The following is a 13,477-nucleotide window of genomic DNA, read 5'->3' as shown; positions in this document are numbered from 1 at the left end:
GAAAGGGGATATTTTATTATGAGAGTAAAAAAAGCGATAATACCAGCGGCAGGTCTGGGGACTAGATTTTTGCCTGCAACTAAAGCTCAACCGAAAGAAATGCTTCCTATAGTTGATAAACCTACAATACAATATATTATAGAAGAAGCTGTGGCTTCTGGAATAGAGCAGATATTAATAATAACGGGAAGAAATAAAAGAGCAATAGAAGACCACTTTGATAAATCGGTTGAGCTTGAAAAAGAACTTGAAAGTCATGGAAAAGAAGAATTACTAACATTAGTCAAAGATATATCAAACATGGCGGATATTTACTATATAAGACAAAAAGAGCCAAGAGGACTTGGGCACGCTATAAGTTGTGCAAGGACTTTTGTAGGAAATGAGCCTTTTGCGGTAATGCTAGGAGATGATGTAGTTGACAGTAGAGTTCCATGCTTAAAACAGCTCATAGACTGTTTCAACGAATATAAGACATCTATTATAGGCGTTCAAGAAGTTCCTGATGATCAAGTATATAAGTATGGTATAGTTAAGGGAATGCATATAGAAGATAGGGTTTACAAAGTAAAGGATTTAATTGAGAAACCCAAAGTAGAAGAGGCTCCTTCAAATGTTGCAATTCTTGGTAGATATATAATAACTCCTTCAATATTTGAAATGCTGGAAATGACTGATCCAGGAAAAGGTGGAGAAATACAACTTACAGATGCACTTAAAAGATTAATTACTTGTGAAGCTATGTATGCTTATAAATTTGAGGGAAGAAGATTTGATGTGGGAGATAAACTTGGATTTCTTCAAGCTACAGTAGAGTATGCGTTAAAAAGGGAGGAACTAAAAGAACCTTTTATGGAATATCTTCTAACACTAAAAAATACGGCGTTATTTAAGCAGGTTCAAGACAAATTAATTTCAGAACATATGGAAAAATAATTAAAATATATAAGGGATGTAGAAATCTACATCCCTTTTGTATTTTACAGCATTTGTGGTTCTTAATGAAAAAAATGTATTGAATAATTTTTTCTATGATGTAAAATAGAAAAAGAGAGTTTTTAATCAAAACTTTTACAAAATTCTATGAGGAAGTGTTAACATGCAGAAAGATAAAAAACTCATTGGATATGATATAGTTTTTCTTATAATTTCATTATATTTTTCACTATTACTAAGATTCGAGTTTAATATACCACAAGAATATACGGTGTTTTTGAAATTATCAATTATTCCTGTAGTAGTTATAACATTAGTATCTAACAAATTTTTCAGTTTATACAGCAGTATTTGGAAGTATGCTTCTGTAGAAGAATTGATGTCTATTGTATATTCTGTTTCTTTGTCTAATGTGATTTTGATAATATACAGTTATTTTGTTAACTATAAGTTTTTAGAAAATAGACTCTACAGATTTCCTTTTTCGGTTCATATAATATTCTGGATTTTATCAGTAGTTGCTTTAGGTGGAAGTAGGTTTATGTTTAGAGTTGTTGAAGGTAAAGAAGGAGAAAAGGAATCAATAGATGAAAAGAAAAAGCTTCTTATAATTGGAGCAGGAGATGCTTCAGCGGTATTGATAAAGGAGATAAGAAGACATAAAACTTTTAACTATGATATTGTGGGACTTATTGATGATGACACATCTAAAATTGGAAAATTAATAAACGGAATAGAAGTTTTAGGCGGAAGAAATAAAATACTTACAACCTGTGAAAGAAAAGGTGTTAAAGAAATAATTCTTGCAATTCCATCTGCTGATTTACAAACTAAAAGAGAAATAATTAATATATGTAAGGATACAAAATGTAAGCTTAAGACTCTTCCAGGAATATATGAAATAATAGGTGGGAAAGTAAATATAAGTAAGCTTAGAGAAGTAAATATTGAAGATTTATTGGGAAGAGAGCAGATAAAACTTGATAGTGAAAACATAAATAAGTATATAAAAGATAAAATAATTCTTGTAACAGGTGGAGGAGGATCTATTGGATCAGAATTATGCAGACAAATAGCAAAATTTAGTCCATCAAAGTTGCTTATATTAGATATATATGAAAATAATGTTTATGATGTTCAAATGGAGTTGAATCGCAGCTATCCAGAGTTACAGAAAGAGGTTATAATTGCCTCTATTAGAGAATTAAATCGTATGAAAGATGTATTCCAAAAATACAAACCAGATGTAGTATTCCATGCGGCTGCTCATAAGCATGTGCCATTGATGGAAGAGAATCCGTCTGAAGCAATAAAAAATAATGTTATTGGAACTTATAATGTACTTAGATGTGCTGATGAGTTTAAAGTTAAAAAATTTGTTCAAATAAGTACAGATAAAGCTGTTAATCCAACTAACATTATGGGTGCAACTAAAAGATTTTGCGAAATTATGGTTCAAGCTTTTGATAAGGTTAGTAACACCGAATATGTTGCTGTTAGATTTGGAAATGTTTTAGGAAGTAATGGGTCTGTTATTCCATTATTTAAGAAGCAGATAGCGCATGGTGGACCAGTAACTGTCACCCATCCAGAAATAAATAGATTCTTTATGACTATACCAGAAGCTGCACAGCTGGTGATTCAAGCAGGAGCAATTGCTCGTGGTGGGGAAATATTCGTGCTTGATATGGGTAAGCCTGTTAAGATAGTTGATTTAGCTAGAGATTTAATAACTTTATCAGGATATAAACCTGATGTGGATATTAAGATTGAGTACACCGGTTTAAGACCAGGGGAAAAGCTATATGAAGAGTTGTTAATGGATGAAGTAGCGCTAACTTCTACAGAGCATAGAAAAATATTTGTAGAGAAGCCTAATAAAATTGATATTGATTTTGTAGAAAAGTCTATAAAAGAATTTGAAAAAGTATCACAAATGGATAAAGAAGAAATATTTAAGCTTATGGAGGATAAGGTACCAACATATAAAAGAAAAAAGTAGTTAATTCATAAAAATATCAAAAGGATGAATAGATTAATGAAGAATGTACTAGTTATATCCCACATGTATCCTTCATCGGCTAACGGTGTTTTGGGTATATTTGTTCATAAACAAGTTCAAAAATTAGTTAAAGAAGGATGTAAGGTAAAGGTTGTATGTCCTGTACCTTATGTCCCAAAATTTTTAGGGATAATTAAAAAGTTCAAAGGATATGTTTCGATTCCGAAAACAGCAGTGATTGATGGTATAGAGGTATTTTACCCAAGATATATAGAGTTTCCGAGGGGCATATTTCTACAGTATTCAGGATATTTTATGTATCTTGGCATTAAGAAACTGATACAAAGTATATATAAGGATTTTAAGTTTGATATTATACATGCACATACTGCGATACCAGTGGGTTTTTCTACCATGCTATTAAGTAAAAAATATAGATATCCTTTTGTTGTTACAATACATGGTCAGGATTTTCAATATACTATAAATAAAAATAGGAAGTGTAGAAGAAATGTATTTCGTGTGCTTGAAGAAACAGATAAGGTTATAACTGTAAGTACAAAGCTAAAAAATATAGTGGAAGATAAAAAGATTTTAGAGAAAATTTCAGTTATAAATAATGGAATTAACCCAGAAGAGTATGAGAATGATGAGCAAGTTGAATTAATTGGTGATTACGTTATCTTAAGTGTATCGGCTTTAATAAAAACTAAAGGAATAGATCTTAACATCAGAGCAATGTCTATATTAGTTAAAAAGTATCCTAATATAAAGTATTATATAATTGGTGCTGGAGAAGAAGAGAGAAATTTAAAAAAACTTGTTAATGATTTATCATTAAACAATAATGTTGTTTTTTTAGGGAGAATACCTAATGCTAAGGCGATTAAGTATATGGCTAAATGTAATATTTTTAGTTTACCGAGTTGGCAAGAAGGCTTCGGTATAGTTTATATAGAAGCTATGATGAATGGAATTCCTGTCATAGGAGTAAAGGGACAGGGAATTGAAGATGTAATTATCGATAGAGAGAATGGATTTTTGGTTCAGCCACACAGTATAGAGGATATAGTTGAAACTATAGAATATTTAATAGAAAACAAGGCAGAAGCTATAAGTATTGGTGAAGAAGGACGAAAAACAGTATTCAAGGAATACACTTGGCTTAGAAATGCACAGAAGACAATCGAGATATATGATTCTATTATAGATAAAAAGCAACTTTAATATAGATTATGAGGTGATGGAAATTTGAATATAGCAATGATTTTAACGAATGGATTTGATCCAGATCCAAGAGTGTACAAAGAAGCTAAGTCATTAACTAAACTAGGTCATAATGTTACAATTTTATGTTGGGATAGATCAGGAGAATATACCAGTAAACCAATTGAAACTATAGATGGAATAAATATAGTTAGGTTTTTTGGAAATGCCCAATATGGCTCAGGATATAAGCAGGGGCTTAAGTTTTTAAAATTTAAAGATGATGTATATGAGTATATAAGAAGTAAAAACTTTCAAGCTATACACTGTCATGATTTTGATGGATTATTTATAGGTTATTCTATAAATAAAAAGTTAAGGTTGAAACTAGTTTATGATGAACATGATTTGTTTTATATGTACTTCTTTGACAGAGCAGGGATTTTAAATAGACTTATATATAACTTTATTATAATTAGAGAAAAGCAAATGTTAAAAGGTGTGGATACCCATATTGTCGTAACACCTAAAATGGCTGAAATTTATGAAAAGATAAGCAATAAAGTTATTGTTATTAATAATGCTCCTTATAGGGACTTATTCAAGGATATTGAAAAAACTCCTAGTGGCAAGTTAAGGATAGGATTTATAGGTTCAGTTAGATATTATGATGAAATGAAAGCCTTGATAGATGCATCACAAAAGTATAAGGATGATGTAGAGATAGTTATATGCGGAAGAGGAATACATTCTGAGAAGTTAGCTGAGTATTCAAAGAACTTAACAAATATCAATATTCAAGGCGCTTACAATATAAGTCAGTTGGAAGAACTATATAAGAATATAGATATTACATATGCATTTTACCCAGGAAATACAGCTACTATTTCCATGCCTAATAAGTTTTATGAAAGTGTAATAACTGAAACACCGGTTATAGCAAACAAGAATACTGAGTTCGGATATGAAGTATATAAAAACAAGTTAGGTTATGGCATTACAGGAGAAAACTTAGCAAAGGAACTTGAAGATATAATAGGAAAACTAGTAAATAATAAGAATGAAAAGAAAAATATTATAGACAATATGAGAGAAATGAAAGAAAGTTGCTTTTGGGAGTCTAATGAATCTAAGCTACAGAGCATCTATGGTGAGTAGTTTATGAAGTATAAACTTGAATCAGATGGGGTTTCAACCCCACCTGATTCCTAGTTGAACGAATCCAGGGACGTAGCCGCTCTTTGCTCCCTGTTTGTAGAATAGGGAGTATTAGAGCGGGTAGTCATCGGATAAAGGGAGATATATTATGGATTATGATAATACAGTTTCAATAATCATTCCAGTTTACAATGAAGAAAAATATATAGAAGCTTGCCTAGATTCTATTCTTAAACAAACTTATGGCAATATTACTGAGATTTTAATTATGGATGGAATGTCAACTGACAACACAAGAGAAATAATTAGAAGAATCAATGATAAAAGAATAAATTTAGTTGATAACACTAGAAGAGTGCAATCAGCAGGTTTAAATGAAGGTATTAAGATGGCTGTAGGAGAAATAATTGTAAGAATTGATGCTCATGCAGTATATGATGAAAATTATGTAAGTGAATGTGTTTACACACTAAACAAACTTAAAAGCGAAAATGTAGTCAATGTTGGAGGACCCACATATTTAGTTACATCTGATGACTACGTTGAGAACTGTATTGTTTTCCTACATGAGAGTAAATTTGGAATAGGAGTAGCTAAATTTAGACAAAAAGATTATGAGGGTTTTGTAGATACAGTATGGAATGGAGCATTCTGGAAATGGATATTCGATAAGGTAGGATTCTATAATGAAGAGTTGCATAGAAGTGAAGACAATGATATGAACAACAGAATAATCAAAAGTGAACATAAAATATATCAAAACAAAGATATAATTGCATACTACAAGCCAAGAACTAGTGTAAAAAAAGTTTTGAATCAAAACTATGCTAATGGAATAGCAATAGGGGATTCAATTATAAATAATAGAGAAATAATTAGGATAAGGCATTTAGTGCCGTTACTTTTTTTATTAACCATTGTTTTATTCGGTGCTACTTGGAAACTATCTTTTTTCAGTAGGATAATAGAAACTTTGGCTCTTGGAAGCTATTTTCTAGTAGATATGATAGAATCTTTAAAAATAGGTTTTAAAAAAGGTATTAAGTATGTTCCGCTAATGTTTGTACTATTTTTCCTACTTCATATAGCTTATGGTTTAGGAACAATAAGGGGTGTTTTAAAAGCAAATACAAAAGAGGGACGTGAAGCTAAGAAGTAAAAGACTTAGCAACACTTATCATGAGGGAGATCGGTAGGAAGTAATTCGATAAAATTCCCTGCATGATTTTGGAGGTTATTTAATGATAAAAAAATTATGGTTTAAGGATAGTAAACCTTTATCGGCAGTTTTATACGCGATTATGATAATTGGTTTAGTATTAGGTTACATATTTTCTTTGGAATATTATAAATCCTTTAACTTTGCAATTAACGAAGGTATTTCTAAAAGAGTTTTAATTATGGTTCCATTAATAATTGCTCTAATTTATACTTTGATATTTACTATACCTTCAGAAATTAAGAGGCTATCTAATATTTACTGGTATCTGTTTTTGGTCTTAAGTATAGTCCCTCTTACAATAGTATACATAATGAATGGAATAGCAGACAGTAAAAATGTATTTATTTTTATTTATATCGTTGCTTTCATAGGAATTTTTGGAGTTTATCTAATAAATAAGATAGACTTTGACATTCCTTCATTAAAAATAAGTGAGAAAAGTTTTTGGATATTTATTATAGCGTTTATTGTGGTAGGGTATTCATATTTAATATATACTTTAGGCTTACCTACAAAAATACTACTTGCATTTAAAGATGTATATGCAGTACGACTTAATTACAGAAGTGCAGCAGGAAGATTTGATGATTATTTTGTACAGTGGTTAGGAAATATAGTGAATCCATTTGTACTATCTTACCTTATCTATAAGAAAAGATATAAGTTAATTTTCATACCTATTCTTTTAGAGGTTGTGCTTTATGGATATACTGCATATAAGAGCTTATTTGCAGCACTTTTACTAGCACCTTTCTTTGGTGCAGTACTAAGCTATGGATTAAAGAAGAGCTTTTTAGAAGTAATGATGACTTTAGCTATCTTTGCGGGACTGATCGCAGGATACTTAGGAAAGCTGTCTATTTATTTACTTGTAATTTTAAGAATTTTTCTATGGCCATCTTTAATTGCTTTAGAGTATTATGACTTTTTCTGGATGTATCCTAAAGTTTATTTATCACACAGCATATTAGGACACTTTTTCAGAAATGTATATAATATGGATCCTACTTTTTACATGGCAAGAGTATACTATGGAAAACCAGATATGAGATTAAACGTAACTTGGTATGGAGATGCCTATATGAACTTTGGAATTGGCGGCGTATTATTATTTGCGTTACTCTTATATTTTATAATGATCGTTATAAGAACAGTGGAGAAGAAGAATGTTTACTTAGTATCTGCCCTTTTATTTGGGGGAATAATGGCATTATTTAATGGGCCAATTCTAACTACAATACTCACGAATGGGTTAGGTGTGGGATTATTGCTCGCATATTTGCTGCCAGAAAAAATTTAGTATAATTAAATAATTTGATAATTGAGTAGTCTATAATTATTGAGACTTATAGGGGGAGGACTTAAAGACTAAGCTTCCCCTTTTAGTGCATTACGGAGGTGAAAATAATGAAAAAGTACTATAAGGATATGGATATAGTAAGAGGAATCGGAATATTTTTAGTTGTATTAGGACATTCATTTCCCGATGATAAATTTAACAATAATGCTTTTTATGAGTACATATATAAGTTTATATATTCCTTCCATATGCCATTGTTTTTTATGATGTCAGGATTTTTTGCATATAAAATATATTCTATACTAAGTGTGTCTCAGTACTTTAAATTCATTTATAGTAAGTTTAAACGATTAATGATACCTTATTTTGCAATCTCTATGATAGCTGTCCCAATAAAGCTATACATGAATAAATACGCTGCAAGACCGATGAGCTTGAATGGATTAGTTACTAATATTTTATTTTACCCACTAGATATACCAATACAGTATTTTTGGTTTATTTATACGTTGTTTTTTATATTTGTAGTAGCGCCACTACTAAATAGAATACCTATAAGAATTGTATTGGTAATAACTGCAATAATAACTGTGATGCCGATTAAGCAAATTAGATTCTTATATATTTATGGAATAATCCACTATCTATTTTTCTTTTTCTTAGGAATATATATGAATAAGATATATGAAAAATATAGTGTTATAAAGAACAGAAGACCATTAATAATAGTACTTTTAATAATTCTTGTTTTGTTGAACTTGCTTAATGTTAAACCACAGATGTATACATATTGGAATTTCCTAACGGCGGTTACTGGTAGTATGCTTTTTGTAAATATCTCCTATTTACTAGTTAATAATAGAGTAGGAGAGTTTTTCAAGGCTATTGGTAAATTTAGTTATGACATATATTTATTTTCATGGTTTTTTCAGACCGGAACTAGAGTTATACTTTTTCAGATGCTTCACTTAGATTATACTTTAGTTACCATAATAATGTGTTTAGTAGGTTTTATGCCTATAGCTTTATCTAAGTTGTTTTTAAATAAAGTACCTATATTGAACAAAGTACTGCTAGGTAATAAGTAGTTATACGTATACAGGATTTTGGAGGAAAAGATGAGTAAAAATAAACTTGCTAAAGCAGCTGGGATAGTTATGATTGTATCTCTTGTAAGTAGAGTTATAGGATTCCTAAGAGATGCATTAATAGCCAGTGCTTTTGGTGCAACATATCAAACAGATGCTTATATAATGTCACTGACAATACCTAATCTTTTATTTGGATTATTTGGATTAGCAATTACAACCACTTTCATTCCTATACTTAGTGAGAGCTATAGTAAGCATGGAAAAGAAGAAATGTTTAAGTTTGCTAATTCTATAATGAATATTTTAATGATTGTATCATTAATTCTTTGTGCATTAGGATGGATATTTACGCCAGAGCTTGTAAAAGTTATAGCTACGAATTTTAAAGGTGAAACATACTACTTAACAGTGAATTTAACTAAATTAAGTATGATAAATATACTTTTTCTAAGTTTAAATAGCGGATATACTGCTATTCTTCAAACCTTAGATGAGTTTACGGCACCTTCTTTAGTAGGTATAGTAATGAATATACCTATAATTATATACATATTGTTTTTAAATCAATATGGAGTATTAGGTCTTACAATCGCAACTATAATTGGAGATGGACTTCAAATATTAATCCAACTTCCATGGCTTATAAAGAGTAAGTATAAGTATAGCTTTAAGATTGATTTTAGAGATCCAAGAATAAAAAGAATGCTTACACTTATAGCTCCTGTTATTATAGGCACTGGTGTTAATCAGATAAACACTGTTGTACAGAATAATATGGCATCAGGTCTTCCAGCGGGAAGTATAGCTGCATTAGATTATGCGAATAAACTAAATGGTATGATTTATTTTACCTTTGCGGCAGCCATAGTAACAGTAATTTATCCTTCACTATCAAGAAGTGGAACTGAAGAAAATTATGATAACTTTAAACAACACATTAGTACCGCAGTAAATAATATAAATTTAATAATGGTTCCAGCTTCCTTCGGCTTACTAGTTTTAAGGGTTCAAATTATAAGTGTATTGTTTATGCATGGTGCCTTTGATGAAAGAGCAGTACGTATGACCTCAATTGCCTTATTTTATCTAGTATCAGGAATGATCTTCTGGGGAATAAGAGACGTATTTAACAGAGCCTTTTATGCTATTCAAGATACAACAACGCCTATGATAAATGGTGTTGTTGGAGTTGGAGCGAATATCGTATTTAGTATAATTTTAGTTAAAAAGATGGGCATAGGAGGACTAACATTAGCAACCACTATCTCTGCATTGGTAAGCTGTATATTACTAGCTAAAGATTTAAGGAAAAAGGTTGGAAATATCAATGGAATGGAAATGTTTAAGAGTGGTTTTAAAATAGTAACATCAGCAGCAGTCATGGGCTTTGTTATTTATTTTATAGATGACTATTTGTCTAATATTTTAATCGGACTTAAAGGACAGCTAATAATACTTGCTATTTGCATAGTAGTTGCAGTAGTAGTATATGCATCAATGCTTATATTACTTAGAGTTAAGGAGTTTGCAATAGTTTTAGATATGATAAAGTCTAGGGTTAGAAGGTAGATATTAAAAAAGACTATGTTATAGAAAATTTAAGCTTAAACAGTAAATAGATAAATTTAAAGGGAGAAGAATGTTCTAATGAAAAAGTTTTGTAAGGTTTTATCGGTGATTTTAGCAACTATAATGTTTTCCACAGGATGTTCTCAGAGTTTTTCTAAAAAGTCAAATGAAATAGTAATTTGGTCTCACTTAACAGATGAAGAAATTACGGAAGTTAGAAAAATAGCAGACGAATGGGCAAAGGAGACAGGTAACAAAGTTAGAGTTCATTCTGACAGAGGAGATAATAGAGCATACATAGAAGCGGCAAAAAATAATATGGAGCCAGACATAGAATTCGGGGTTTCTCATGACAGAATGGAGAAATTAAATAGTGAGAAATTACTAGCAGAAGTGCCGAAGGGAGTTATAGATAAATCTAAGTACATACCATCAGCTATAGAAACAGCAACCTTTGATAATAAAGTTTATGGAGTACCTATATCAATAGAAACTTATGCTTTATACTATAATAAAGATAAGGTGAAAAATCCTCCAGAAACTTTAGAAGAGTTATTTGAACAAGGAAAAAAATTAGGTTTTCAATACGATATAAATAATTTTTATTTAAGTTTCCCATTCTTACAGGTGAACGGTGCCTATATATTTAATAAACAAAATGGAAAATATAATGTAATGGATGTAGGATTAAACAATGAAGGTGCTATAAAGGGGTATACAATAATTCAGGATATGGTACAAAAACAAAAACTTATGCCTGAAAACATTGATAACATATCCGCAAGAAAGAACTTTGAAAAAGGAAATACTGCTTTCTATATCAGTGGTTCTTGGGATATACAAGAATTAGATAAATATACTAAGAGCTATTCAGTTGCTCCATTACCTAAATATAATGGTAAACAAATGTCAACCTTCGTTATGTCGCAAATGGTATATGTAAGTTCCAAGTCCGAGCATAAAGATCAAGCATGGGATTTAGTAAAATACTTAGTAAATAAATCACCAGATGTTTTATTTAAAATAAGTGGAAGAATTCCACCACTTAAGCTTGATTATAATATTGAACAAGTTAAGAGCAATGAAAAGGTAAGAACTTTTGCAAAGCAAGCTGAGTATGGAGATGTTTTACCTAATGTTTCGGAAATTCAAGCGCTTCAGGATACGGGTAAGACTATGATGCTTCTTACTGCTGGTAAGATGACTCCAAAAGAATGTGGAGAAATAATAGAAAATAAAATAATAGAGTTTATTAAAAAGGAAAAACAAAAAGAGAAATAAAATATTTTAGTCTATTTTAGTAAAAACATGACAAAAAAAACAGGTTGTATTATAATGTAAAGCATACAGATAATCAGACATCTCGAATGCGCTACAAGAAATTCAGGAGGGAAAAAAATGTCACAATTAAAAGATGAATTAATAAAGAAACTAGAAAATAAAACATCTAAGCTTGGTGTAGTAGGACTTGGATATGTAGGTCTTCCACTTGCTGTTGAGAAAGCTAAAGCAGGTTATGAGGTTATTGGATTTGATGTTCAAGACCAAAAAGTTCAAATGGTAAATGAAGGACATAATTATATCGGTGATGTAGTTAATGAAGATTTAGAAGAACTTGTTAAAGAAGGAAAGTTAAGAGCAACTACAGATTTTAGTTTCGTTAAAGATGTAGATACAGTATGTATATGCGTTCCTACACCACTTGACTTATATAAGCAACCAGATATATCTTATGTGGTAAATTCTACAAAAAGTGTGGCAAAGTATTTACATAGAGGAATGCTTGTAGTCCTTGAAAGTACTACTTATCCTGGAACTACAGAGGAGGTTTTAAAACCAATTCTTGAAGAGACAGGATTAAAATGTGGAGAAGACTTTTTCCTAGCATTTTCACCAGAGAGAGTTGATCCAGGTAATAAAGAATTTAAGACTAAAAACACTCCAAAGGTAGTTGGAGGATGTACAGCAGAGTGTACTGAAGTAGCAGCTACACTTTATAGAAATGTTCTTGAAGGAGAAATATATACAGTATCATCTCCAGCAGTAGCGGAGATGGAAAAGATACTTGAAAATACTTTTAGAAACATAAATATAGGCTTAGCAAATGAAATGGCTATACTTTGTAAGAGAATGGGTATAGACGTTTGGGAGGTTATAGATGCAGCTAAAACTAAACCTTATGGATTTATGGCATTTTACCCAGGTCCAGGACTTGGTGGACACTGCATACCACTAGATCCATTCTATCTAGCTTGGAAGGCAAGAGAGTATGACTATCATACAAGACTTATAGAGATTTCCGGGGAAATAAATGATGTTATGCCGGAATTTGTAGTAGATAATGCGATGAAGCTTTTAAATGAACATAAAAAAGCAATGAATGGTGCTAAAGTGCTTCTTTTAGGAGTTGCATACAAGAAAGATATTGATGACCCTAGAGAATCTCCAACCTTAAAAGTAATGGAACATTTAGAAAAGAATGGTGCGGAACTTATAATAAACGATCCGTTTATTCCTGAATTCAAACACAATGGTAAGAAATATTACACAGTAGATTGGAAAGAAGTAATTGATGAGACTGATATAGTTATAATTACTACGGACCACAGCTGTTATGAGTACGAGGAAATAGTATCTAGAGCAAAAATAGTATATGATACAAGAAATGCAACGAAAGATGTTAAAAATAACAGAGAAAAGATTCACAAGCTATAATTAGGCAAGATATAGATAAGCAACACCGAAATTAGGCTTATCCTCCTAGACATAATACTAATTTTCGGTACGTTAAATGTTTTTTAGTAGTCTAAAGCTCAGGATTTATTAAAGACTAAGAATCTTAGAAAACTCGCTGACGCTCAGACAATCTAAGATTCTAAGTCTTTAATAAGTCCTTCGCTAAGACTACTAAAAAATATTTAAATCTACCCTCAAATTGGCATCATGTCTCTCCGAATAAGCCTACTTTCTAGTTTGAGTACCTATAGAAAAAG

10 protein-coding genes are annotated in these 13,477 nt (G+C 30.8%); all 10 read left to right on the top strand.

Translation table 11 applies throughout. The features are described 5' to 3' along the window. Positions 1-18: 18 nt before the first annotated feature. The 10 genes from galU to AC0N0V_RS20585 all read left to right on the top strand — a co-directional run bounded on the left by galU (position 19) and on the right by AC0N0V_RS20585 (position 13,199). Positions 19-936, top strand: a complete 918-nt coding sequence (gene galU / locus AC0N0V_RS20630; RefSeq protein WP_474460705.1) for a UTP--glucose-1-phosphate uridylyltransferase GalU — start codon at positions 19-21, stop codon at positions 934-936. Positions 937-1,099: 163 nt separating this feature from the next. Beyond that, complete coding sequence (locus AC0N0V_RS20625) at positions 1,100-2,938, top strand: polysaccharide biosynthesis protein (protein ID WP_474460704.1); 1,839 nt, start codon at positions 1,100-1,102, stop codon at positions 2,936-2,938. Between the two features lie 36 nt (positions 2,939-2,974). Continuing rightward, positions 2,975-4,165 carry a glycosyltransferase gene (locus AC0N0V_RS20620; protein ID WP_474460703.1) on the top strand — a complete coding sequence of 397 codons (1,191 nt, stop codon included), beginning with the start codon at positions 2,975-2,977 and terminating at the stop codon, positions 4,163-4,165. 24 nt (positions 4,166-4,189) lie between these two features. Beyond that, on the top strand, positions 4,190-5,302 hold the full coding sequence (locus AC0N0V_RS20615; protein ID WP_474460702.1) for a glycosyltransferase: 1,113 nt from the start codon (positions 4,190-4,192) through the stop codon (positions 5,300-5,302). A gap of 148 nt (positions 5,303-5,450) precedes the next feature. After that, on the top strand, positions 5,451-6,461 hold the full coding sequence (locus tag AC0N0V_RS20610) for a glycosyltransferase family 2 protein (protein ID WP_474460701.1): 1,011 nt from the start codon (positions 5,451-5,453) through the stop codon (positions 6,459-6,461). A gap of 82 nt (positions 6,462-6,543) precedes the next feature. After that, the gene (locus AC0N0V_RS20605; RefSeq protein WP_474460699.1) at positions 6,544-7,824 is read left to right on the top strand and encodes an O-antigen polymerase; all 1,281 of its coding nucleotides are present in this window, start codon (positions 6,544-6,546) and stop codon (positions 7,822-7,824) included. Positions 7,825-7,931: 107 nt separating this feature from the next. Beyond that, positions 7,932-8,912 carry an acyltransferase family protein gene (locus tag AC0N0V_RS20600; RefSeq protein WP_474460698.1) on the top strand — a complete coding sequence of 327 codons (981 nt, stop codon included), beginning with the start codon at positions 7,932-7,934 and terminating at the stop codon, positions 8,910-8,912. Positions 8,913-8,942: 30 nt separating this feature from the next. Then, entirely contained in the window at positions 8,943-10,484 is a 1,542-nt protein-coding gene (gene murJ / locus AC0N0V_RS20595; protein ID WP_474460697.1) for a murein biosynthesis integral membrane protein MurJ, read from the top strand. Between the two features lie 78 nt (positions 10,485-10,562). Next, a complete protein-coding gene (locus AC0N0V_RS20590; RefSeq protein ID WP_474460696.1) occupies positions 10,563-11,765 on the top strand; it encodes a sugar ABC transporter substrate-binding protein in 1,203 nt (400 codons plus the stop codon). 117 nt (positions 11,766-11,882) lie between these two features. Continuing rightward, the gene (locus tag AC0N0V_RS20585; protein WP_474460695.1) at positions 11,883-13,199 is read left to right on the top strand and encodes a nucleotide sugar dehydrogenase; all 1,317 of its coding nucleotides are present in this window, start codon (positions 11,883-11,885) and stop codon (positions 13,197-13,199) included. Positions 13,200-13,477 lie beyond the last annotated feature (278 nt).

It is taken from the genome of Clostridium sp. CS1-1 (assembly GCF_056135525.1).
The sequence above is the reverse complement of the archived record's forward strand: the minus strand, read 5'-3'. Positions and strand labels throughout refer to the sequence as shown.

Bases quoted from the DNA above. Each gene is read 5' to 3' on its own strand.
- AC0N0V_RS20625 (WP_474460704.1), top strand. From the start codon at position 1,100: ATGCAGAAAGATAAAAAACTCATTGGATATGATATAGTTTTTCTTATA.
- AC0N0V_RS20600 (WP_474460698.1), top strand. From the start codon at position 7,932: ATGAAAAAGTACTATAAGGATATGGATATAGTAAGAGGAATCGGAATA.
- murJ (WP_474460697.1), top strand. From the start codon at position 8,943: ATGAGTAAAAATAAACTTGCTAAAGCAGCTGGGATAGTTATGATTGTA.
- AC0N0V_RS20605 (WP_474460699.1), top strand. From the start codon at position 6,544: ATGATAAAAAAATTATGGTTTAAGGATAGTAAACCTTTATCGGCAGTT.
- AC0N0V_RS20610 (WP_474460701.1), top strand. From the start codon at position 5,451: ATGGATTATGATAATACAGTTTCAATAATCATTCCAGTTTACAATGAA.
- AC0N0V_RS20590 (WP_474460696.1), top strand. From the start codon at position 10,563: ATGAAAAAGTTTTGTAAGGTTTTATCGGTGATTTTAGCAACTATAATG.
- AC0N0V_RS20620 (WP_474460703.1), top strand. From the start codon at position 2,975: ATGAAGAATGTACTAGTTATATCCCACATGTATCCTTCATCGGCTAAC.
- galU (WP_474460705.1), top strand. From the start codon at position 19: ATGAGAGTAAAAAAAGCGATAATACCAGCGGCAGGTCTGGGGACTAGA.
- AC0N0V_RS20585 (WP_474460695.1), top strand. From the start codon at position 11,883: ATGTCACAATTAAAAGATGAATTAATAAAGAAACTAGAAAATAAAACA.